Origin of the sequence: Cronbergia sp. UHCC 0137 (assembly GCF_034932285.1) — a bacterium.
In the GTDB taxonomy this organism is placed as follows: Bacteria; Cyanobacteriota; Cyanobacteriia; order Cyanobacteriales; family Nostocaceae; genus Cronbergia.
The window spans coordinates 1-23904 of record NZ_JAYGHC010000031.1 but is presented as its reverse complement, the minus strand read 5'-3'; the positions used below and the strand labels follow the sequence as shown (position 1 = coordinate 23904).

23 protein-coding genes and 2 pseudogenes are annotated in these 23904 nt (G+C 36.9%); 15 read left to right on the top strand and 10 right to left on the bottom strand.

Annotated features, from left to right (window positions below):
• Positions 1-71: 71 nt before the first annotated feature.
• The 4 genes from VB711_RS16560 to VB711_RS16545 all read right to left on the bottom strand — a co-directional run bounded on the left by VB711_RS16560 (position 72) and on the right by VB711_RS16545 (position 4739).
• Complete coding sequence (locus VB711_RS16560) at positions 72-1091, bottom strand: ABC transporter ATP-binding protein (protein ID WP_323287271.1); 1020 nt, start codon at positions 1089-1091, stop codon at positions 72-74.
• Positions 1092-1597: 506 nt separating this feature from the next.
• Positions 1598-1825: a hypothetical protein gene (locus VB711_RS16555; protein ID WP_323287269.1), complete on the bottom strand. Its 228-nt coding sequence runs from the start codon at positions 1823-1825 to the stop codon at positions 1598-1600.
• Between the two features lie 283 nt (positions 1826-2108).
• Positions 2109-3698 (bottom strand): lysine--tRNA ligase, encoded by a 1590-nt coding sequence (lysS, locus tag VB711_RS16550; RefSeq protein WP_323287267.1) that lies wholly within the window; start codon positions 3696-3698, stop codon positions 2109-2111.
• A 153-nt stretch (positions 3699-3851) separates the two neighbouring features.
• The gene (locus VB711_RS16545) at positions 3852-4739 is read right to left on the bottom strand and encodes an MBL fold metallo-hydrolase (protein WP_323287266.1); all 888 of its coding nucleotides are present in this window, start codon (positions 4737-4739) and stop codon (positions 3852-3854) included.
• A 22-nt stretch (positions 4740-4761) separates the two neighbouring features.
• Between VB711_RS16545 and VB711_RS16540 the strand changes: the two genes are divergently transcribed.
• Entirely contained in the window at positions 4762-4893 is a 132-nt protein-coding gene (locus VB711_RS16540; protein ID WP_323287264.1) for a hypothetical protein, read from the top strand.
• A gap of 105 nt (positions 4894-4998) precedes the next feature.
• Here the strand turns inward: VB711_RS16540 and VB711_RS16535 are convergent, their stop codons facing one another.
• Positions 4999-5652: a Uma2 family endonuclease gene (locus tag VB711_RS16535; RefSeq protein WP_323287263.1), complete on the bottom strand. Its 654-nt coding sequence runs from the start codon at positions 5650-5652 to the stop codon at positions 4999-5001.
• A gap of 59 nt (positions 5653-5711) precedes the next feature.
• Here VB711_RS16535 and VB711_RS16530 point away from each other — a divergent pair, with 59 nt between their 5' ends.
• From VB711_RS16530 to VB711_RS16510, 5 genes are all read left to right on the top strand, one after another.
• Positions 5712-6752 (top strand): nitrilase-related carbon-nitrogen hydrolase, encoded by a 1041-nt coding sequence (locus tag VB711_RS16530; protein ID WP_323287262.1) that lies wholly within the window; start codon positions 5712-5714, stop codon positions 6750-6752.
• Positions 6753-6769: 17 nt separating this feature from the next.
• Positions 6770-8191: an aldehyde dehydrogenase family protein gene (locus VB711_RS16525; RefSeq protein ID WP_323287261.1), complete on the top strand. Its 1422-nt coding sequence runs from the start codon at positions 6770-6772 to the stop codon at positions 8189-8191.
• A gap of 27 nt (positions 8192-8218) precedes the next feature.
• A complete protein-coding gene (locus VB711_RS16520) occupies positions 8219-8662 on the top strand; it encodes a DUF3598 family protein (RefSeq protein WP_323287260.1) in 444 nt (147 codons plus the stop codon).
• A 234-nt stretch (positions 8663-8896) separates the two neighbouring features.
• Positions 8897-10285, top strand: coding sequence for a histidine--tRNA ligase (hisS, locus tag VB711_RS16515; RefSeq protein WP_323287259.1), 1389 nt, complete (start codon positions 8897-8899; stop codon positions 10283-10285).
• Positions 10286-10314: 29 nt separating this feature from the next.
• Entirely contained in the window at positions 10315-11691 is a 1377-nt protein-coding gene (locus tag VB711_RS16510) for a tetratricopeptide repeat protein (protein WP_323287258.1), read from the top strand.
• 73 nt (positions 11692-11764) lie between these two features.
• Here the strand turns inward: VB711_RS16510 and VB711_RS16505 are convergent, their stop codons facing one another.
• A complete protein-coding gene (locus tag VB711_RS16505; protein ID WP_323287257.1) occupies positions 11765-12313 on the bottom strand; it encodes a hypothetical protein in 549 nt (182 codons plus the stop codon).
• Positions 12300-13418, bottom strand: coding sequence for an AAA family ATPase (locus VB711_RS16500; protein WP_323287256.1), 1119 nt, complete (start codon positions 13416-13418; stop codon positions 12300-12302). The genes VB711_RS16505 and VB711_RS16500 overlap by 14 nt, the downstream gene beginning before the upstream one ends.
• 190 nt (positions 13419-13608) lie before the next feature.
• Here VB711_RS16500 and VB711_RS16495 point away from each other — a divergent pair, with 190 nt between their 5' ends.
• The 6 genes and pseudogenes from VB711_RS16495 (at position 13609) to VB711_RS16470 (ending at position 21200) form a co-directional block, all read left to right on the top strand.
• Positions 13609-15519 carry a heavy metal translocating P-type ATPase gene (locus tag VB711_RS16495; RefSeq protein WP_323287255.1) on the top strand — a complete coding sequence of 637 codons (1911 nt, stop codon included), beginning with the start codon at positions 13609-13611 and terminating at the stop codon, positions 15517-15519.
• A 90-nt stretch (positions 15520-15609) separates the two neighbouring features.
• Positions 15610-16267: pseudogene (locus VB711_RS16490) on the top strand (vWA domain-containing protein).
• Positions 16268-16287: 20 nt separating this feature from the next.
• Entirely contained in the window at positions 16288-17079 is a 792-nt protein-coding gene (locus VB711_RS16485) for a PP2C family serine/threonine-protein phosphatase (RefSeq protein WP_323287320.1), read from the top strand.
• Positions 17080-17213: 134 nt separating this feature from the next.
• Complete coding sequence (locus tag VB711_RS16480; protein WP_323287254.1) at positions 17214-19805, top strand: TonB family protein; 2592 nt, start codon at positions 17214-17216, stop codon at positions 19803-19805.
• A gap of 400 nt (positions 19806-20205) precedes the next feature.
• A complete protein-coding gene (locus VB711_RS16475) occupies positions 20206-20526 on the top strand; it encodes a hypothetical protein (protein ID WP_323287253.1) in 321 nt (106 codons plus the stop codon).
• A gap of 134 nt (positions 20527-20660) precedes the next feature.
• Positions 20661-21200 carry a hypothetical protein gene (locus VB711_RS16470; RefSeq protein ID WP_323287252.1) on the top strand — a complete coding sequence of 180 codons (540 nt, stop codon included), beginning with the start codon at positions 20661-20663 and terminating at the stop codon, positions 21198-21200.
• Positions 21201-21546: 346 nt separating this feature from the next.
• Here VB711_RS16470 and VB711_RS16465 read toward each other — a convergent pair whose 3' ends face one another.
• Positions 21547-21972: a type II toxin-antitoxin system VapC family toxin gene (locus tag VB711_RS16465; protein ID WP_323287251.1), complete on the bottom strand. Its 426-nt coding sequence runs from the start codon at positions 21970-21972 to the stop codon at positions 21547-21549.
• Positions 21969-22343 (bottom strand): hypothetical protein, encoded by a 375-nt coding sequence (locus VB711_RS16460; protein ID WP_323287250.1) that lies wholly within the window; start codon positions 22341-22343, stop codon positions 21969-21971. The genes VB711_RS16465 and VB711_RS16460 overlap by 4 nt, the downstream gene beginning before the upstream one ends.
• Positions 22344-22536: 193 nt before the next feature.
• On the opposite strand from VB711_RS16460, the pseudogene VB711_RS26490 reads away from it, so the two are divergent.
• The 3 genes and pseudogenes from VB711_RS26490 to VB711_RS26485 form a co-directional block, all read left to right on the top strand.
• A pseudogene (locus tag VB711_RS26490) lies at positions 22537-22653 on the top strand (papain fold toxin domain-containing protein); the annotation flags it as partial.
• Between the two features lie 13 nt (positions 22654-22666).
• Positions 22667-23011, top strand: coding sequence for a hypothetical protein (locus VB711_RS16455; RefSeq protein ID WP_323287249.1), 345 nt, complete (start codon positions 22667-22669; stop codon positions 23009-23011).
• A gap of 371 nt (positions 23012-23382) precedes the next feature.
• Positions 23383-23631 (top strand): barstar family protein, encoded by a 249-nt coding sequence (locus VB711_RS26485; protein WP_416233591.1) that lies wholly within the window; start codon positions 23383-23385, stop codon positions 23629-23631.
• On the opposite strand, the gene VB711_RS16450 is transcribed toward VB711_RS26485, so the two are convergent.
• Positions 23549-23904, bottom strand: a 356-nt coding sequence (locus VB711_RS16450) for a hypothetical protein (RefSeq protein ID WP_323287248.1), incomplete at its 5' end; no start/stop codon positions are given. The genes VB711_RS26485 and VB711_RS16450 overlap by 83 nt on opposite strands.

Here is a 23904-nt window from a genome sequence, read left to right as displayed (position 1 = left end):
AATGGGTGATGGGTAATGGGTAATAAATTAATTATTCCTCCCCTGCCCCCTACCCCCTGCCTCTTCCCCTCCTATCTCATATTTTGCTTTTTCTCAGCTTTAGGATCACGATTAGCAACGGCGGCTAACTCTGCATCCATTAAAGTTTTGCCCGTAGCGGCGAGGTAGACATCATCTAAGCTAGGGCGAGATTGGGCAATGCCAAAAATGGGTAAACCTGCATTATTCAAGGCTTGCTGGACAGTAATCAGGGCATCATTTTGGGGTGTGACTACCAAGTTAAGGGAGTTACCTTGGGCACTGTTGATGATGATTTCTTGAACAAAAGGTAGGGCTTCTAGCAGGTGTTTAGCTTTTTCGGCTTCTTCTTGGGGGGAAAACTCACGAATGCGTAAAGTAATGCGATCGCCCCCCACCTGATCTTTCAACTGTGACGGTGTACCAGTAGCAATCACTAAACCCCGATCTATAATTGCTACTCTGTCAGCTAAAGCATCAACTTCTTCTAAATAATGGCTGGTAATCACCACCGTCGTTCCCGATTCCCGCAACTTTCGCAGAAATTCCCATACCACAAAACGACTCTCAATGTCAAGTCCTACCGTTGGTTCATCCAACACCAACACATCTGGGGAATGAAGTAAACCAGCAGCCAAATCTAGGCGTTTGCGTAAACCACCAGAATAAGTTCCGGTTTTTTTATTTGCGTATTCTTGTAAACCGAGTAAATCCAAAACTGTGTTAATGCGCTGTTTGGCTAAAGCACCGGGGATGTGATAAAGTGCGGCTTGCAATTGCAGCAACTCTTTACCAGTCAAAACCTTATCTAAAGCCACTTCCTGAGCCACATAACCCAGTTTTTGCCGTGCCTGTTTGGGGTACTCTAACACAGAAATTCCAGACACCTCGATTTTGCCAGCATCTGGAGTTGTCAGCGTACACAAAGCCCTCAGAGTAGTCGTCTTACCTGCACCGTTGGGTCCGAGTAAACCAAAGATTTCTCCAGGTTCTACCTGAAGGGAGACATCTTTGACAGCGATAACGGTGCCGTAGCATTTTTGTAGATTTTCAATTAAAACGGCGGGAGCCATGACAGCTATAATCCCTAACTATACAATTCGCAACAATCTATTTTCTATTGTACGAGTTAGTCGCGGGGTGTGATGATTTTAAATCTACTATTCTTGAAAAAAGGTAGATTATGAATAAATGTATTGATTCATACCCTCAAATACATTGATATATTGCGATCGCACTTCCCTAAATTACACTATAGCGATTGCCTTATCTACGAGACGCTACCAATAAAGCACTCAAACGTAACTGATTGATTTAGTCCTTCGATCAAAATTTCCCCAGCAACGAAGTTGTTATAAGGCGTTGGCAGGTGATATGTTTTGAATGGTTCTCATGGAGAAATATCTTCAGAGGTATCTAAATCTTCTGCAAGGATGCGAATTAATTTGAGTTTTTCTGGTGCTGAAAGTTGTCGAACTGACGGGAGTAAATCGGTTAGTGTCATATTTTGCTGCTCGATATTTCTAAGAGATATCAGATAAGTAATCTAAAATAATATTGGTATCAATGAGAATTTTCACTAAAGATACTTCTCTACTCGATGTTGTTCTAACATTGCATTCACCTGTTCATCGGTTGGTGCTGGTTGATTGGTTTTTAATAAACCTTTCATTTGTTTGATAATGCGAGTCCGTTCAGATTTTTGGCTGGGTTGATTTTGCAAGGATTCGATGATTGCACGGACGAGTTCTAAGCGATCGCTCTCAGGTAGTTGAAAGGCTTTCTCTTTCAGTTCTTGTAGGGACATAGAGGTTAGTTTAACAAAGGCGATTACTTAAATTTTAGTATGAGTTATGGCTTTATGGAACGAGTTTCTTTAACTAAACGCAGACAATTTTCAAGATCATCACCATGTCAATAGTTATATCATACATAATAGTGGAAGCTACTTATTCCAAAGGACGTAAAAAATTATAAATTTCCCAAAAACTCAGTAACCAGGTACGAATAAAGATAACATCAAAATCCCCGACTTCTCCAAGAAATCGGGGATATATCTCCTGATCAGCCATTCACTACAGGGCTATTTGCTAAATGCTTACTTGCACCTTTTCCTTATCTGCATTCAAAGCCACAACATCTTGCAACCTAGAAATCACAAAAGACTGCTCTAAATAAGACAATAAACCACCGGCTTTTGGACCCCGTTCTTTATTTAAAAACGATAAATACAAAGCCTTAAAAGCATTTGCTTGTTGAATCTGCAACTCTTTAGTAGTTGAGAAAATCAGAGTTTGTAATTCCTCCGCTTCCCAATGAGAAATATTTTGCAAATTCTCAATTAGCTTTTGTAAATAACCAACCTGTTCTTGAGTTAACTGATATGCTTTTTCTGGTACTTGTTCCAAATAAAGAACTAACTTTTCTTCCTCATCTGCATAATCTTGTAACCACAATTGAGCAGATGCAATTCTTTGATTAACAATTTGCTGATCATGCTCAGTTAAAGGCTGTTGACTACGTTGAACAATTTCCTCTTGAATATTTAAACGAGGAACTTGTAAAAGTGAAATCAGTGTACTAAAATCAAAAGGTTGGAAAGCCTTAACTTCATCCTCTAACTGAGCATAAAATAACGGCATTAATTCTTCAGTTAATTCAGGAGATTGGGAATACTTGTTAATTAAAGTATCGTAATCCCTAAATAGACGAGTGATAGTTTCATAATTGGGTGCAAAGTTGATTACCGTTCTCGGCTGAGTTCGCAGCATTAAAAAACGTAAAAGTTCAGGGGGGAGTAATGCTGCAATTTCTTTTGCACTCGAACCCACACCCTTAGATGAACTCATTTTTGTGCCGTTAACAAGAATAAATTCATAGGGAGAATGGAAAGGAGGTTGCTTTTGTAAAACCTTACGAGAAATAGCATTAGCGACATCTCTAGAACCACCCTTTTGCGAGTGATCTTTACCTGCCATTTCGATAGTTACACCTAAGATATCCCACTTGGCAACCCATTCAACTTTCCAAGGTAATTTACCATTACCATTAAAAGGAGAAACCCAACCAGAATGACCGCAACCTTTTACATAATCTGTTGCATTGGGATTACAAGTGTAAAAAACTTCTGAACCGTTGTAATCTGTAGTTACAGTTGTGGCGATTTTGCCGCAATTTTCACAAACTACTTGAAAAGGATACCAATTACTTGGACGGTCGGCTTTACTCACCTCTTTATAAGCTTCTCTCACCAAGTGAGCATTTTTGAGGAAAGTATCAATGTAAGAATTTAGTTTTCCAGAACGATATAAATCACGCAAGTAATAAATTTCTGGTCTAATTCCTAAATACTCAAAAACTTCTAAAAATTCACCCATGAAATACTTAGCGTAATCACTGGTGCTATCTTCAGGAGACGGAACGTTACATAAAGGAAACCCAAGATAGGGTGAAAATTTTTCTTGATCTAGGTATTTAGGAACGTTATCCAGTGCGTCATAGTCGTCCACACCATACAAGAATTTTACCGGCTTACCTGCGTGTTTTAAGGCACGATAAATTACATCATGGATAACCACACCTCTTAATGACCCGACGTGTACCCTCCCAGAAGGAGTCTTAGAATCATTAACTACTTGGTAGCCTTCTGCATCAGCAGCGATTTTATCAGCCCAAAACATTTGCCATACATCTTTTCACAATCTCTCTATTTTAACCTGATGATTTGCCATTGGTGAGTAATTGGATAGAATAGATTAATTAAGGTGCGTCAGAATTTAAAAATTAGTAATTTTAGTTTAAATTATTCTGTCTGATGCACCCTACAGGTTGATTTACGCGCTCATTTGGTGAACGTTTTCCATGAACTTAATACACATTTGCATTTGTTGGTGCATAGTCTGAATATCCCCGTGAAAGCGTCTTCCGTGACCTGGTAACACCCATTCAAAGGAATAATTAGCCAATTTAACCATCGATTTAGTCTGTTCTGTCCAAGAATACCAGCAGAAATTGGGAAAAGTCATTAATTGATGTAGGTCGTCTGACCATGAGAGATGATCACCGGTGAAAAGAAACTGATTTTTATAGAGTAAAACGGTGTGTCCTCTGGTATGACCAGGAACGGGAATAATTAATAAATCTGGAGTTAATTGAAAAGGTTCTGAACCAGTTAGTTTTATTTCTACGTTTTGTGTATCTGTAGAAATATCATCTTGGTGAAAGATGCGCTGACAGTGAAAATGATCTGCAAATTTTTGATGATCTGCTATATGATCTTTGTGAGTTAGATACATATAACGAATTGAACCTAACTTTTCTAATTGTTTGACTAATGGTGGTGTAAATCGGGGAGAATCTACTAATATGTTACCTTCTGGCAGTTGGATTAAATAACTGGCTGCACCATAGGATTTTTCGGAATGATAACCGCAATGATAAACATTTTGCTCTACTAATATCGGGAAACTTTGTTGGGCAATTTTGATATCTTTTGGTGTTTGGATAGTACCAATAGAACTGGTAGGACAAGCTAACAGTGCTTGAAGTGCGGATAATCTTTCTGTTTGATTGATTGGTTGATGATAAACGGCTGATTGTTCATCAAGTTGATAAAAAACTTGAGGTGACATCCAGCGACAGGTATCACAATCAATGCAGGTGGTGTCAACGTAAAAATCGCCATTAATGTTTTGAGGATGACGCAAATTTACATTAGCCATATTTCACCTCTTGTTAGGGAAAATGAACTTTATATTATTACGTTATCAAAGGGAAAATAAAAGTATAGATACCCTGGGAGGTAAATTGTTATTTTATTATCTACCAGATGTTGCAGGTTCACGAATTATTCCCCAAGGAATAAATTATTTTTAGAGAATTAGTATCACGCAGAGACGCAGAGACGCAGAGAATAAGAGGGAAATATGCAATTTTTATACTCTGATTCAGCAAGGTTATTGTTTTTATTATTGATATAAATTAATTTGCGCTAAATTTTGTTAATAACCACCGAGTAATTGCACCATCATCTTCTGTTTGTGATTTATGAAGTGCTTGTTCTACTAGGTTAATTGGTAATTCTGGTAAAACTTGTGATTTTTCAAGATGGGTGTTTTGATTAGCAGCTAAATTATAAGCAATGATTTTAGTTTTCCTAACATCTACAACCCAATATTCTTTAATACCCAAGCGTTGATAGAGTTTTTGTTTGCGAGTAGTATCGTCTTCTAAGGAAGAAGCGGCAATTTCTACTACTAGGCTAGGTGGATCTAGTTCATTCAAATTAATTGGTTCGTTGTTACGGGGTGGAAAAATTAAATTATTACCAATATAAAAGGCTATATCTGGTTGAGATTCCCGAACTCCAATTTTTCTAAAACTGGCATTAGTTAATTCTTTGATGGGTATATTTTTGATGGCAGCATACAAAATAACTACAGTGGAAATGATAGAATTATCTTGACTATGTGCAGAACCTATGGGTAGCATTTCAATCCTCATGTAGCCTTGATCATAATAAAATCTACCATTTGTTAATGTTGGATCATCTGCGAAGGTAATAAAATCTTCCCAATTTGCTTGAACCCATGTATCTGTAGGAATGGTTGTTAAAATTGCAGGAGAGTTAACCATACTTTTTAATTTAATCTGTTGTTGTACCGCCTTTATTCAGTTTATCAAAATTTTAGGTGATGAATAATTGTCTCGATTCGTTCCGCGCTTTAGCGTTGCAAGTAACTTGTCATGCAGTGAATTACAGTAACCATAGCTCTCAAGTCCGTTCTATAATCCAAAGTACCATTAACCGCTTAGATCAACAAATCGCTGCCAGTATCGCTTTCATTGGCCAGGACTGTCGTTTAATTGTGCTACCAGAATATTTCCTGACTGGCTTCCCAATGGGTGAATCTATCGCGGTATGGGCAGAAAAAGCTTGTATAGAAATGGATGGGGCAGAATATGAAGCACTGAGTAAAATTGCCCAAAAGCATAAAATCTTTTTAGCTGGTAATGCCTACGAACTTGATCCCAATTTTCCAGGGTTATACTTCCAAACTTGCTTTATTATTGATCCTTCTGGCTCAATTATTTTACGATATCGGCGATTAAATTCGATGTTTGCACCCACACCCCATGATGTTTGGGATAAGTATCTCGATTGCTATGGTTTAGAGGGAGTTTTCCCGGTGGCAAAAACCGAAATCGGCAATTTAGCAGCTTTGGCATCAGAAGAAATTTTATATCCAGAAGTAGCCCGTTGTCTAACTATGCGTGGTGCGGAAATATTACTACATTCTACATCAGAAATCTATAGTCCAAACCTGACCCCAAAAGATGCGGCCAAAATTAGTCGGGCTGTTGAAAATATGGTATATGTGGTTTCATCGAATACTGCTGGTATAGTTAATAGTCCTATCCCTAGTGCTTCTGTTGATGGTGGTTCTAAAATTATTGACTATCGGGGAATCGTATTAGCAGAGACAGGTGCAGGTGAAAGTATGGCGGCTTTTGCTAAAATTGATCTAGCAGGGTTAAAGAGCGATCGCTACCGACCAGGGTTAAATAATATACTTTCTCGTCAGCGATTTGAACTCTATGCCGAAAGTTATCAACGGTCACACTTTTACCCCCCTAATACGATGCTAGATGGAGAAATCAACCGCCAACATTTCACTCAAACACAACAAGCAACCATTGAACATCTAACTAAATTAGGGATAATTCGTAAATAGGCAATAACTAATGACCAATGACAAAACCCATCGAAGTCCGCAACCCCCGCACGGGTAGATTTGATTATGTAATTATCCCTCCACCTCCGAAATTGTTGTCTCAGCAATGTCACCGTCTGCGTCGTAGCCAAATCCTTTGGAAGGAGTTAAGTATAGAAGGGAGAATTGAGGCTTTACAGGCATGGAAACAAGCCATATTGAGCGATCGCCATCTGCTAACAGAAGCCCTAGTCAACGATACAGGCAGACTATCAATATCAGCCCTAGAAATAGATTCGTTCCTTTCCAGTATTGATAGATGGTGTAATATAGCACCCCAGCTACTACAAAAAACCGCCAAAAATACCACAATTCCCTTTATTTCTTTACAGCAAACAGCCGTTCCCTACCCCCTAGTAGGTGTAATTAGTCCCTGGAACTTTCCCCTACTACTGTCTACAATCGACACCATCCCCGCATTGATAGCAGGTTGTGCCGTTATTGTCAAGCCGAGCGAAATTACTCCCCGCTTCGTCGCACCACTGATGAAAACATTAAATACCATCCCCAAATTGCGCGATGTTTTAACATTTGTTGAAGGAGCAGGACAAACAGGAGCAGCTTTGATAGAATCTGTAGATTTAGTATGTTTTACAGGTAGTGTAGAAACTGGACGTAGAGTAGCAGAAACCGCAGCGAGAAACTTTATTCCTGCTTGTTTAGAATTAGGAGGAAAAGACCCAGCCATTGTTTTAGAATCAGCCGATTTAGACCTAGCCACATCAGCAATTTTGTGGGGTTCAGTCGTTAATTCCGGGCAGTCATGTTTATCAATTGAAAGAATTTATGTAGCAGAATCAATCTTTGAAGAATTTTATCATCAATTAGTAGCAAAAGCCCATCATTTACCATTAGCTTATCCCACCATTACCAGTGGTGAACTTGGTCCAATCATTGCCGAAAAACAAGCAGCAATTATTAGCGATCATTTACAAGATGCCGTTAGCAAAGGAGCAGTAATTCATTGTGGTGGTAAAGTAGAAGAACTTGGTGGTGGTTGGTGGTGTCGTCCCACCGTTCTCACTCAAGTCAACCATTCCATGAAAGTGATGAAGGAAGAAACATTTGGACCGATTATGCCCGTTATGTCTTTTTCTACAGTAGAAGAAGCAGTAAACTTAGCAAATGATTCCATTTATGGATTGAGTGCGGCTGTATTTGCTGAATCAGAAGAGTTAGCATTAGAAGTTGCCCAACAAATAGACGTAGGTGCTATTAGTATTAATGATGCTGCTTTAACAGCTATTATGTATGAAGGAGAGAAAAACGCCTTCAAATTATCCGGTATGGGAGGTTCTCGTATGGGTGCAGCAGCTTTGAAAAGATTTATGAGAAAAAAAGCATTTTTAATTAAAACAAATTCCAGTCAAGACCCTTGGTGGTTTGATGATCAAGAATAAAAAGTTGAGAATAAAAGGAGTTTATTTATGTCTAATATTCGTGTTGAAATGCCTGTATTAGCCCGTCATGCAGGGGATTGGTTAGGTAAATATACAATCGTTGATCTCACAGGTAAAATACTAGATAGTCATCAGTCACACTTAACTTGTCAATTTCCTGAAAATCAACCCTATTCTTACTACCAAATTAATCGTTATACTTGGGAAAATGGCAAACAAGAAGAGCATCATTTTCCGGGAACATATAAAGATAAAGTTCTTTGGTTTGATAGCGAACGTATTCAAGGTAAAGCTTGGGAAGTTGATGATTCAACGGTTATTTTATGGTTTGCTTATAAAGCAGTACCAGAAATGTATTTATATGAAATGATTCAAATTAGCCCAGATAATAATTATCGCGCTCGCACTTGGCAATGGTTTAAAAATCACCAAATTTATCAACGTACTTTGATTCAAGAAGAAAGAGTATAATAGTAATCTGATAAAAATTTCAAACTCAAGAATCAGAATATAGTAAAATTATTAGGAGTTATGCACGAATTACGGAATATCTAACCGCAGAGGACGCAGAGGACACAGAGAAATTAAGAGTTTGAGAGGTTTTTTGCGTAAATCCTAATCTTACTATGAAATTCTTTCTTCTTTATCGGTTTATTTAATTCATTTTCTCTTCGACCAAAAATTCTCATTACATCAAACAAAAAAATGGCAAAAAGTGACAAAATCAACTTTTCAACACCTAGCGGATTTCCTGAATTTCTACCCAGCGAAAAACGTCTAGAAGTATATTTACTCGATATTATCCGCCGAGTTTTTGAAAGTTATGGATTTACACCTATTGAAACCCCAGCAGTAGAACGTTTAGAAGTCCTACAAGCAAAAGGTAATCAAGGTGACAATATAATATATGGAATTGAGCCAATTTTACCACCAAATCGCCAAGCAGAAAAAGATAAATCTGGCGAAACTGGTTCAGAAGCCAGAGCGTTAAAGTTTGATCAAACAGTTCCTCTAGCAGCTTATATTGCTCGTAACTTAAATGAATTAACCTTTCCCTTTGCTCGATATCAAATGGATGTAGTTTTTCGCGGTGAAAGAGCAAAAGATGGACGTTTTCGCCAATTTCGTCAGTGTGATATAGATGTAGTTGGACGTGAGAAACTTAGTTTGCTGTATGATGCTCAAATGCCAGCAATTATTACAGAAATATTTGAAGCGATTAATATCGGTGACTTTGTTATTCGTATCAATAATCGCAAAATTCTCACGGGATTTTTTCAATCAATGGGGATAGCTGAAAATCAAATTAAAGCTTGTATCGGCATTATTGATAATTTGGAAAAAATTGGAGAAGCCAAAGTTAAGCAAGAATTAGAAAAAGAGGGAATTTCTCTAGAACAGACTCAAAAAATTATTGATTTTATTAAAATAGATGGTGGTATTGATGAAGTATTAGAGAAACTCAAACATTTATCCCAAAATCTGCCAGAAGCCGAACAGTTTACTTTAGGAGTAACCGAACTAGAAACAGTAATTACAGGAGTGCGTAATCTGGGAATTGATGACAAGCGTTTCTGTATTGATTTATCTATTGCTCGTGGTTTGAATTACTATACTGGAACTGTTTACGAAACAACATTAATAGGACATGAAGCGTTAGGGAGTATTTGTTCTGGGGGCAGATATGAAGAATTGGTGGGGATGTTTTTAGGTGAAAAAATGCCTGGTGTGGGTATTTCTATCGGACTAACTCGCTTAATTAGTCGATTGTTAAAAGCAGGGATTCTCAAAACCTTAGCTCCGACACCAACCCAAGTAATGGTGGTGAATATGCAAGATGATTTGATGCCGATTTATTTAAAAGTATCTCAACAGTTACGTCAAGCAGGAATTAATGTAATCACTAATTTTGATAAACGTCCTTTGGGTAAACAATTTCAACTTGCAGATAAACAAGGAATACAATTTTGTGTAATCATTGGTTCTGAAGAAGCAGCAAATGAAAAGTCATCTCTTAAAGATTTAAAAAGTGGTGAACAAATAGAAGTGGCTTTGGCAGATTTGGCTACAGTAGTTAAAAGCAGATTAGGTTAATTTTCTTTTTGGAATTAGAATGACGAGAAATGGACTGGATTACCTTACTGCGATCGCTACAGTCTGATTTTATCAAAAGATTAACCTCTGGTTGTCTACTTCACTGTGAAAAAGAAGGTCAATACAGTGAACTTACCATCATTTCTGGAGCTAGATTAAAGGCTTTACGGGAATTTTGCTGGTTAATGGCCGAAAAATACAAACGTACTTCACCAGTGCGCGATGTTTTTATCAATAATCTCAAAGGTAAGTTGGGTGAGGAAGTTGTCAAAGAACGTTTAGCTGATTTTATTACTGAGGTCGATTATGAAAAACGTTTTGGTGGTGATGGAAAAATTGATTTTACTTTAACTGCTAACCCTGGACTTGGTGTTGAGGTCAAATCTCGTCATGGTAGCTTTGATAAAGTTAAGTGGTCGGTCAGTGCGGAAGAAGTACAAAAAAATGCTGTTGTTGTCTGTGTTTTAATTCAAGAAGAGGTAAATGAAGCACAATCTAAATATCATCTTTTTTTGGCTGGCTTTCTCCCTACCCAAATGATTAAGTTAAAAACCGGGAGAATTTCTTTTGGGATTAATCAATTATTATACGGTGGTGGTTTAAGTTGTTATCTCGAACAGTTACAAAGTTCTACAGATAATTCTTTTGAAGAATCTAATATCATCAAATCATCTACAGATACTAGCAAAAATAAGTATTCTATTAATCCAACTCCAGATTTAAGTTTATTTTATCATAAATTAGGGGATGAATATCTAAATAAATGCGAATACACAGCCGCTATTAATAACTATAATCAAGCTTTGAAATTTAATTCTGCTGATCCTGATATTTATTATAAAATAGGTTTATCTAAAAATAAGTTGGGTGATCATAAAGCTGCTATTATAGATTATACAAAAGCGATTAATCTGAATATTAACTATGTTAAAGCCTATAATCAACGCGGTTTAATTTACTATGAATTAGGTGACTATGAAAGTGCGATCGCTGATTACACTGAAGTCATTAGAATCAATCCTGATCTGGCTACTGCGTACAAGAACCGTGCTGATGCTCGTTTTTATTTAGGAGATAAGCAGGGAGCGATCGAAGATTATACTTACGCCATTCAAATTAATCCTGATGATATTATAACAGATAATAACCAAGAAATTTATCTTTATCTTCTTAATCATCAACATCAATTAGAGCCAACAATTGACATTCATCCTGATGATGCTATTGCTTATAAAAACAGGGGTGATGCTAAATTAGAAATTGGAGATAAACAAGGAGCGATCGCAGATTTTCAAAAAGCAGCAGATTTATATTGGCAAGAAGGCAAATTAGAAGAACATCAAAATACAAAGAGAATAATTATAGATTTAGAAATTGAGGCATCATTAGATATTTTAAGATTCTAATAACTCAAGTTGCTAGCTATTAATTTTAGGAATCGCACCTTTCCCTGATCATACCCGAAATTAGCAACGCCAATTAAATCTTCAACAACGGTAAAATTCTTTGTAATTCACCACAAGCGATTTGCAGAGATGATGGTGCAGATTCATCTAAAAGTCCTTGAGAACACTGAATTGCTAATTGTTCAACGTCAGATTTACAAGCTGATTCATTTTTTTCAAATTCTAAATATTTTGTTTCTTCATCAACAATTTTCCCTTGTAAGTAATATATCCAAGTTTCAATATTTCTTTTAGGGACGATTATTAATATTTTTTCACCAGGTTGACGAATAGGTTGTGAATCTTCTAATAGTGCATTATCTAATTGTTGTAACCTTTCCTCAACTGTTTTTTTATCTGCATCAATCAAAACCACAAGCATTCCTGAAATATAATTTCTACTCCGGTAGGCTTTAACCTCTTTAGGGTAACGTTCTCTAACAAATTGCTCACCTGCTCCTTTTAAACAGATTAGAGTTTTAATAGTTCCAGTAAAACCTCTTTTATTCAAAAAATAACGAGCAAAAACCTCTTGTTGTCTATCTTCACACAAAATAGTAATCTGTAGTCTACGCTGGGTCATATAGCCATCCCCGTTCAATCAATTCTGAAATAGCTAATCCAGTATTTTCAGCTTCTTGATTACTAATTTTTTTCACCTTCACAGGTGCATTACTTTCTCTTTCAAACCAATAACCTATGGGGGATGCTAAAAGATAATTAATTAACACAGGATGATGAGAAATTAGTAAAGCTTGTATTTGATTTTCACTACAAAAATCATAAAGTTCAGTTAACCAAGGTTGAATTTCTGGAAGTGCTAAAAAATTCTCTGGTTCATCAATACAAATTGTATAATCTTCAGATTTAGTACAGTATAAAAGAGTGTAAAGCACAATGATTATTTTTTGTCCATCTGATAATTCATCAAATGAATAATTCAAAATTTCATTTTTATTTTTTTTAGATGAAAATGCTAAACTTAGAAATACTTTTCCATCATTGAAAGGCAGAAATTTAAACCCTATAAAACCATCTAATACTCCTTTTAAGCAATTCATTAATTCTGCAACCTTGCCCTGATCTCTAGAAATATAGCGATACCAAGAGAAGTAATTATCCATAGTTGAATTTAATAACATCTGTTCTTGCTCACTAGAACCCGATATTTGACTAGGAACAATTTTGACGAGAATAAACCGTTCCATGCGTTTTTTAAACCATGTCAACTTTGTGGTGTTATGTGCTTGTTGTAAAAAAGGTAGTATAGATTGTGACCATTCAAAAGGATATGTAATAATATGTGAATAGTTATCATCAAAAATCTGAACTTCTCCCATAGAGAAATTTAGTAAAACTTGATCATTAAATAAAACTTGCTCATGTTTAACATAACTACGATGTGAATCATGTTCTATAGTAAGTAAATATTCATAATTACCACCATTACCATCTATTTCTAACTCGAAACGCTGAGTTTGTACTTTTTGCCATCGAGTACAGTTAAAACTTAGAAAGACTCCCTCTACCTTAGAAAATCCCAGTACAAAATGTTGGATTCTTCGTAAGGCTTCAAAAACAGTAGATTTACCTGCACCGTTGTTACCAAGAAATAGATTAATTGAGTCAAACTTCAATTCAAAATCGACCAAACAGTTAAAGTTATCAATATAAATTCGCTTGAGCATAGGTTTTTTATCCGAATACAGTGTTAGATTCTACAATACATTTGAGCTAATTAGCTGTAATTTTTCCCAAAAATAGAAAAATCTTGGAATTTGCGGACATTTTAGCATTTCCCCATGTTCAAGACTTGACATTAACTTAATATTGATCTCAATGTTTAGGGTGAGAGTAATTATAATCTATCGAACACCCATGTTTTATCCCCAACGACTTCAACAATTCACCAAAGAACACGCAGACATTTCAGCAGCTATGCTTTGCGGTTTATTGCTATTCCTTGGTTGGTTAGCTTTACATTTTGGTTGGTTGGGTTTAGCCTTACTATTACTAGCTACAGCCTACGTGATTGGTGGCTACGAAAGCGCACGCGAGGGATTAACTACCCTTTTTGAAGAAAAAGAACTAGATGTAGATTTGTTGATGATAGTGGCGGCTCTAGGTGCGGCTAGTTTAGGATTATGGAAGCGGGAATACTATTTAATTATTGATGGGGCGATTTTAATTCTCATCTTTGCGATTAGTGGTGCGCTAGAAGGTTACGCCATGCGACGCACAGAACGCAGTATCCGCAGTTTGATGAGTTTAACCGCAGATACAGCCCAGGTTTTGCGTCAGGGAAAAGAAGAAACCGTTTCTATCTCGGAGTTACAGGTGGGAGATGAAATAGTTGTCAAACCCGGTGAACTCATTCCTACCGACGGGATAATTTTATCAGGTTACAGCACCTTAAACCAATCGGCGATCACTGGGGAATCTTTACCTGTGGAGAAAACCATCGGTGATGAAGTATTTGCAGGTACAATCAACGGTTATGGGGCGTTAAACTTGCAGATACACAAACCGGCTGAAAGTAGTTTAATTCAAAGAGTAATTCGGTTAGTAGAACAAGCGCAAACAGAAGCACCTCCTTCTCAACAATTTATCGAAAAATTTGAACGGGGTTATGCGCGGGTCATTGTCATTGCTGGATTATTATTAGGAATTATACCACCATTTATTTTAGGTTGGGACTGGGAAACTACGATTTATAGAGCATTAACCTTTTTAGTGGTTGCTTCTCCCTGTGCTTTAATGGCTGCAATTATGCCCACCTTACTATCGGGAATTGCTAATGGTGCAAGAAAAGGGATTTTATTTAAAAATGGCGCACAATTGGAAATGATTGGTAAAGTGAGAGCGATCGCTTTCGATAAAACTGGTACACTCACAACAGGACAATTAAAAGTCTGCGAAGTAATTGCATCTGAGGAATTTACCCAAAATGATGTATTAACAGCAGCAGCTACAGTAGAATCCTATTCAGAACATCCCATTGGTAAAGCCATTGTTCAAGCAACCACTGAGTTAGCATGGGTATCTGCGGTAGAAGTGCAAGCCATCCCCGGCAAAGGTATTATGGGGATAGTGGAGGAAGATCAGATCATTGTTGGGAATGCTGCTTTTGTTCAGGGATATGTAAATAGTTTACCGACAAACTTGCAAACAATAGCGCAGACTTGGGAAGAAGAAGGGAAAACAGTGGTTTGGGTAGCCCGAAAACCTAGAGTAATTGGTATAATTGCAATTGCTGACGAAGTGAGACCAGAAGCAGCAGCAACAATTCAAAGTTTGCGAAAGTTGGGAATTGCGGAAGTTGTGATGTTAACAGGGGATAATCAAAGAACAGCCAACAGCGTCGGTAAAACCGTAGGCATTCAAAGAGTATATGCAGAACTACTTCCAGAAGATAAACTAGATGTAATTCGTAGTCTCCAGAAACATTATCAAACAGTGGCTATGGTAGGAGATGGTATAAATGATGCACCAGCATTAGCTCAAGCCAGCGTAGGGATAGCCATGGGTTTAGCGGGTAGTGATGTAGCGTTGGAAACCGCAGACATTATATTGATGGCTGATAAATTAGAAAAAATAACTGTAGCTATAGAATTAGGCAAGCGATCGCACTCTATCATCAAACAAAATATAATTGTAGCCTTGGGTTTTATTGGCTTACTGCTAATTGGTAACTTTCTTGGTAACATTAACCTCCCCATAGGAGTCATAGGCCATGAAGGTTCAACAGTTTTAGTTACCCTTAGCGGGTTAAGATTATTGAGAAAGTAATTACACTAGGTTTGAAATATTATATATACTAACAACTAAAACCTAAGTGATATATTCAATATCCAATTTCAATTAACCAGGAGTATCTAAATGCCAGTAGGTTTACCTGAATTTGTGGAAAACCCGGAAAATCGTTGCCCTGTAATTCTCTTACTCGATACCTCTGGGTCGATGTCAGGTCAACCTATCCAGGAATTAAATAGAGGTTTGGCCGCTTTCAAAGAAGATGTAATGAAAGATGCTCAAGCCTCCCTTAGTGTAGAAGTGGCTATTGTCACCTTTGGCCCTGTGCGACTGATGCAAGATTTCGTCACCATTGATAATTTCACAGCCTTCAACCTAGAAGCAGAGGGTGTAACACCAATGGGTGAGGCCATAGAGTACGCTTTGGATTTGCTGGAAAACCGCAAACAGACTTATAAAGACAACGGTGTACTCTACTATCGTCCTTGGGTATTTTTAATTACCGATGGTGCGCCGACAGATTATTGGCAAGGTGCAGCGCAAAGGGTGAAAGAAGCAGAAGCACAACGTCGAATGTTGTTTTTTACTGTTGGTGTTCAGGGTGCAGATATAAATAAACTCAAACAAATTGCTCCCCCAGAACGTCCTCCAGTAACGCTGAATGGCTTAGATTTTCGCTCTTTATTTTGTTTGGCTTTCCACTTCTATGAAACGGGTTTCTAGTGGCAAAGTAGGGGAAGCTGTAGCATTACCGCCGGTGGGATGGGGTCAAATTACTACTTAGATTTTGAGGATTTATTTATTGTGGGTTGGAAAGCGATCGCTCGTTCTGCGACGGGTACAAGTCATCAAGTGCAAAAAATACCTTGTCAAGACTGCGGATATTATCGCATTTTTAATGATGTGATTGTCGGTGCAGTGGCTGATGGTGCTGGGAGTGCTAAATATTCTCAAATCGGTTCTGAATTGGCGATAAAAACTGCACTCAAATATCTTTCTAGAATTAGTGAATATCTTGAGAAGCGAAAAGGATTTTGGGAAAGATTTTCTGGATCATTTTCCCAAATAGAGGCGAAAAAGATTTTTACTAAAACAGTCAACCAAGTTATTGATGAGTTAAATAAACAAGCAGCCAATCAGGGTTATGCTGTTCATGATTTAGCTTGTACTCTTTTGGTTTTTGTGGCGACTCCTAACTGGGTAGCAGCCATGCAAATTGGGGATGGATTTATGGTGGTGCGATCGCAAGATTCAGAATATCAATTATTGTTTGAACCAGATAAGGGGGAATTTTTTAACGAAACAACTTTTGTTACTTCAGTTAATGCACTGGATGAAATGCAGGTACAGGTTATTTCAGGAAAACAAGAGTTTATTTGTGCTTCTACTGACGGATTAGAAAAAGTAGCAATTCGCTTGAGTGACTGGAAACCTTTTACGCCATTTTTTAAACCATTTGAGGAATATTTGCGAGAAACAGATAATCCAGAAGATGATGAAAAATATGTGATTGATTTTCTCAATTCTGAACGGCTAAACTCTCGCACTGATGATGATAAAACTTTGCTTTTGTGTCTCTTTGAAAAAGATATTTAGTAGGTTTGATTGTTCGCGTTAGCGTTTTGAACCAATAGAATGAAACCCAATATTTTCGATATTTCTGAGATTTTGTTGGGTTTCCCAAAGCCTCAACCCAACCTACAGATTTTAACCCATCTACTTAAAATTTTATGACAGTTCTTACCTGTGCCATTACGGGGAAATCAATTACTCTATTGGGTGAAGAGATTGCTAATAGTGGTGAAGCGAAAGTTTGGAGAACTAATCAAAATGGTTATTTAGCTAAAATTTACCATTCTCCAACACCTGAACGGGTGCAGAAATTAGCGGTAATGATAGCACATCCACCCACAGAACCAAATTCCCATCTTAATCATATTTCTTTTGCTTGGCCTAAGTCGGCGTTAAAAAATGCTCAGGGTGATTGTGTGGGCTTTTTGATGCCAGAAATTAAGGATGGAAAAGAACTTCTTGATGTTTATAATCCCCGTCGTCGTAAAGCTTTGAAACTTGAGATTGATTGGCGGTTTCTGCACACAACGGCGATGAATATTGTTTCAATTATTGAAGCACTGCACGCTGCTGGTTATGTTTTAGGAGATATTAAACCACAAAATATTTTAGTTAATAATCGGGCTTTACCTTCCATTATTGATACAGATTCTTTTCAAGTGATAAATCCGAAAAATGGTAAGATTTATCATTGTTTAGTTGGTTCTGAGGGATATACACCACCGGAACTGATTGGAAAAGATTTTGATAGTATTGAGCAAACGGAAGTACATGATAGATTTCGGTTAGGAGTAATTATCTATCAATTATTATTTGGTGGTAATAGTCCTTTTCAGGGAAAATGGACTGGTGCGGGGGAAACTCCAGAACCTAATGAAATTATCCGTCGGGGTTTATGGCTGTATTCACCAAATAGTTTGATTGAACCTGTACCGAGAACAATTCCCATGATAATTGTTCATCCAGAGATTCGGGAATGTTTTCTTAAATGTTTTAATGATGGGCATAAAAATCCTAATTTCCGCCCCACGGCTAGGGACTGGTTGAAGGCTTTAAGAACAGGGAATGATAATTTAACTATTTGTGACAGGATAGATAGTCATTATTATAGTAGAACTTTTGGTAGTTGTTATTGGTGCGATCGCTCTACAAATCTTGGTGTTGATATTTTTCCTGGAGTTGTTAAAGCAAAACCATCTGTTGTTGTGGAAGTAACATCACAGTCGCAAGTTGTTAGTAATAAATTCATAGGAAACCTCCTACAAACCCTCACTGGTCATTCTGACTGGGTTAGTTCAGTAGCATACAGCCCCGATAGTCAAACCCTCGCTAGTGGGAGTGGGGATAACACTATCAAACTGTGGAATGTAAAAACGGGAAACCTACTGCAAACCCTCACTGGTCATTCTAAGTTGGTTTATTCGGTAGCATACAGCCCCGATGGTCAAACTCTGGCTAGTGGGAGTAAGGACAAGACTATCAAACTGTGGAATGTAAAAACGGGAAACCTACTGCAAACCCTCACTGGTCATTCTAGCTGGGTCTATTCAGTATCATACAGCCCTGATGGTCAAACTCTGGCTAGTGGGAGTAAGGACAAGACTATCAAACTGTGGAATGTAAAAACGGGAAACCTACTGCAAACCCTTACTGGTCATTCTGACCAGGTTAGGTCAGTAGCATACAGTCCCGATGGTCAAACCCTGGCTAGTGGGAGTAAGGACAAGACTATCAAACTGTGGAATGTAAAAACGGGAAACCTACTGCAAACCCTCACTGGTCATTCTGAATTGGTTTGGTCAGTAGCATACAGCCCCGATGGTCAAACTCTGGCTAGTGGGAGTAGTGACAACACTATCAAAATTTGGCAGGTTGCAGCATCTATTAGTAAAGCACCAGTCCAGCAAACTCAATCTCAGGTTTCACAAACGCCAGTTTCTACACCTCAGAGTCAACCTGTCATCACCCAAGTAACAGCAACATCTACTACAAATACTTCATCTTCAATTCAGCAACCTCAATCTCAAGTTTCGCAACCAGCAGTTTATAAACCTCAACATCAAACTGTAATAACCCCATCAACAGCTACAACTATTTCATCTTCAGTTCAGCCAACTCAATCTCATGCTTCGCAAACTAATCAGTTAGTAAATTCACCGCGTCAAGTTTCACAACCACCAGTTTTTAAACTTCCGAGTCAACCTGTCACAATTCCAGCGCCTCAAACAACGATTCCTGTCAAAAATACGAAACTGAGAAAACTATTAATAGCTGCGATATTAGGATTTATAGGAACTCAAATCTATGGATATATACGTTATGGACTGTTTCCGGTCAATCCCATATCTATAATTGTAAATTTACCTTTAGAACCCACAACCAGAAAAGTTTCCCCCCAGACTAACCAAGATACAAGAAACGGGCGTGCAGTTTGTCGTGAATGTAACGCTAGATATCCCGAATCTGCCAGACGACGGGGAATTGAAGGCAGAGTTGAAGTAGTAGTTGACGCAGACGATCAAGGTAATGTCACTAACGTACGCATTGCCCGTTCTAGTGGTGACAGTGACTTGGATGAAGAAACCCTCAAACAAGCACGTAACTGGAAATTAAAACCTGTCCAGGGTGGTAGACAGGGAGTATCTATCGGTACAGAATTTGCACTCCGAGGTTCTCACCGTCATCGAGAAGCCCAACAGCGCAAGAAGCAAAGAGAAATAGAATCTAAAAAGCAGCTAGAAAGCAGATAAAGAGCAGCAAATAAAAGCAAAAACTCCTCGGAGAAGACGAAGATTAGAAGCTTTAAACCTACTTTCCGCACTTCATGGTGTAATACACGCATATTTCCAAAACCTGGCGAACAATGGTTAAATCAACAACGTAAATCACCAATGGCATTCAATATTAATACTTAATAATTTGAACATTATTAGGAATCTTTATTGAAAAGGTATATAATACATTTTGAAGTGCGGAATATGGGTTTAAATAACACCACTGGCTCTTCAGAAAATACGAAAGAACCAGTTAAAAGCAGACGCAGCCCCAGATCAGAAGAAACCGCATCTAAAATCTGCTAGACTGGGTAAATACTCTTGTATCTTCCCTTTCGACACTTTCCACAACGTAAACTCTGGAATATTTATTAACATGGCGTATTCAAATCATCACCCGCACGAGCAAGATTACCCGAATGAGACAGTTCAAGTTGAAACCTCTGATGGACAAATAGTCACTCAAGAAACTTTACTTCTCCGCGTCTATCCTGAACCCTTCAACGGCTATGACGCTTACATGGACATACCTTTAACTGAGAAAAAACCTAACTTCAAGAAAGTTTATTCTTCAAAGTTAGATATGACATGGGAAGTAACTGGTGATCCATCCGAATCTCCTATAAGAGGAAATTTTCGAGGTGATGACACAACACACAATCCGCCTGCTTGGGTATTTGGTCTTAGAAAAATTTAACTTTTGTTACCTAAGCTATAACCGTATATCTTTATTTTACAGTAGTGACTAAAGATTAGATGAAATTTTCACAATTCATTTTTTTAAGTTAGTCGTTGCCCATCACATTTTGTAATTTAGGAGGACTTATAGGAATGGAGGAGTTAGTTAAACAAATTGAAAAAGCATTAGATTGTAATCTTTATTATTTAGCTTTGATATCAACTCTAGTATTACCTGATATTGCAGGAGCGATATCATATTCACCAAAAGGTTCTTCAAGCGAAGAATCTTATATTAAATGGTTTGATAAGTATGTTGATGATAAAGTATTAACTGGAAAAGAAAGTTATTTATTTAGGCATAAAATAGTTCATCAAGGTACTTCTATTGTTCATGGAAGTTCTTCTTTTAAGAAAATAGCTTTCGTTTATACAAAGATGACTACAGAAAAACAAATTATTCTGCATGATGTTCTAGATGATTTTGGTGGGAGAGGTATTCTTTATGTTGATATAAACATATTCTGTGATTCAGTGATAAGAGGAATTCGTAAATGGCTACATGAGGTTGAAAATACAGAACAATTTCAAAAAAATTATTCTAAATTTATTAAATTTCATCCTAATGGCTCACGAGAATACACATATAATATACCAGTAATAGCATCTGCACCTTTAGATTCATATCCATAGTGATAAATACTTAAAAATAACCCGACACAGTACCAAATAGCATTGGATATTTTAAATTCAGCCAAAGAATACTGGGAAGCTAATAATATTCCTCTCAAGTTTTTCGTTATTAACAAATAGGTAAAGTTGCTTTTTCACTATTTGGAGATTTTTGGTTGTGGTTGTCTGAATCAGGATAACCAGGATTTTAGGATGTACAGGATTGGAGTTTGTAGCTTTTCTGTGAATAGTTGATGGTTATGAATTATGATTGAGATAAAAATATATTCTCTATCATTCACCAAAAACCATAAATGATCAAAAACATCCTGTTAATCCTCTAATCCTGGAAATCCTGATTCAGACATTAATAACCAATACTCCAATCTTCTAAACGCAAATTTGGCACTTTTTCAAAATCTTTAAAATTACGAGTTAATAAAATTCCATTCACTGATAACGTAATTGCAGCAATGCGTAAATCTTGAGTACCAATGCGGATTTTTTGCTTAACTAATTCAGTGTAAATATTACCCGCATCTTCGCTAAATTGCAGTAAATTAACGGTTTTAAAAAACTCTAAATTAGCCTGAAAATTTGCATAAGCTAATACTAATTTATCCGGTGATGAGGCATTTCTAATTACATTAAATCTACCACGCAATTGTTCCTCAGCAGTAATTATAGTTATAGCAATTTCTTCAACTTTGACACAATTAAGACGCTGTACAATAAATGGATTTCTGCGTTGAAATAGAGAAATGTGATCTGTATCCAGTATCCATAAGCTCATTTTGTCTTATCCTTGGTTTCAATTTGTTGATAATATTCCTCCATTTCTACATCTAATTCACGACGATATTCTTCTATATATTCCAGCACTTGATCAAATTGCGGATCATCCTTGTACATTCCTGCAAATTTCATCCAAGGATGTTCTGTTTTAGCTGGTTCGATTTCTAAAGTTACTATTTCTGGTTTTCGTGCTTGAAAAAGCTGAATTAGATTATTTAAAGCTTCTTCTTTAGTCGCACCTAAACCTTGACATTCTGGTAAGCTTAACAATGTAGCTTTAACCGTACTATCTTCTTGATTTTCAATCAACACATCATAAGTTAACTTGGGTGCAATTGAGGAAAGATCATTTTTAACAGCTAAAATCATGATATTTTTACTCTTCTAACTCTAAATTGATTATAACAAAAAATAGTCGACAAATAATGAAATTTATTCCCCGGCTTCCTAAATTTGTGGTATTTTTACCCTGATTATAGTTTTCCATATTTTTTCTAATCTGGCTAAAAATATCCTACCTCATGACTAATAATGATATTGTCCGTCAACTAAATGACAAGAACTAATTTTTGACAACATTCATCCTGAAGGAATTTCTAGGGTAAACTGGATAAATAACTTATATTGCGTTATACAAGATTTAGGTGGGGAATTTCAAATTACTGAAACAGGATTTTAACTAGAGGAATATTATGCTTGATTTATACGATTTAATCCGCAATATCCAAAAGCGTCCAGCTATGTATTTAGGAAAAGTAACTATCGCTAACCTTCGCACTTTTATCGCTGGTTATAGTTTTGCACGTCGTCAAATGCAAATACCTCAAACTGCACAAGAACAAGAATTTTCAAATTTTCAAACTTGGATACAACAAAAATATAATGTTGCTTATAATCAAACTTGGGATCAGATAATTTTATTTTTTTCTAAAGATGAAAATACTGCTTTTGAGGATTTTTTTAAATTATTTGATGAATTTACACAAACAAATTCTGTATCTCAACAGCAAGAAAATATAAAAGTAAGTTCAGCCTGATTCAGACAGCTTACCTGCACCTCAGCGTAAAAAAATTGTCCTTCCAGCTTAATGTCAAGGTAAACTGGTAGAATTGACCGATAAACAAGATTAAGAAAATGACTGCATTTTTATTAGAAATTGGTACAGTATATCTGTAGGTTGGGTTGAGGTACGTTCACGAAGTGTGGCGTAAGCCATAACCCAACAAATACGTCGGGTTGCGCTGTCGCTTAACCCGACCTACAAAAAATGGACAAGGTATTGATATAAAAAATATATTTCTTATCATTTACAAAAACCATACGTGATCAAAAACATCCTGTAAATCCTTTAATCCTGGACATCCTGATTCTGACAATTTTACCACCCAATTTCCTCACCATAAATCTATGAATCATAAAATTTTCTATCTTGATGGTAAAAAAATCAATAGCAAACAAACATTTTTAAAACCAGCTGCTGAAGCAATGGAATTTCCTCAATACTTTGGCAATAACTGGGATGCTTTTGATGAATGTATCACCGATTTAACATGGTGTCCGGCTCAAAGATATGTCATATTATATGATCATGCTGATATCTTTGCTCAAGCTGAACCGAAAAACCGAAAGCCTTCATCATGTTATCCGCATCCATAACTCCCAATTCTTCAAGTTCTTTCTCAATTTCATTAATAAATTTTTTATTACCTTCTTCAATTTGTGAATCAAGTGCATTGCGTTCTTCTTCCATAGAAGCAATTACTTCCTCAAAAAGAGGATTATCCTTGTGGATTCCCGCAAATCTCATCCAAGGATGTTCTGTTTTATCTGGTTCGAGTTCTAAAGTAACTATTTCTGGTTTTCGTGCTTGAAAAAGCTGAATAAGATTATTTAAGGCTTCTTCTTTAGTCGCACCTAAGCCTTGACATT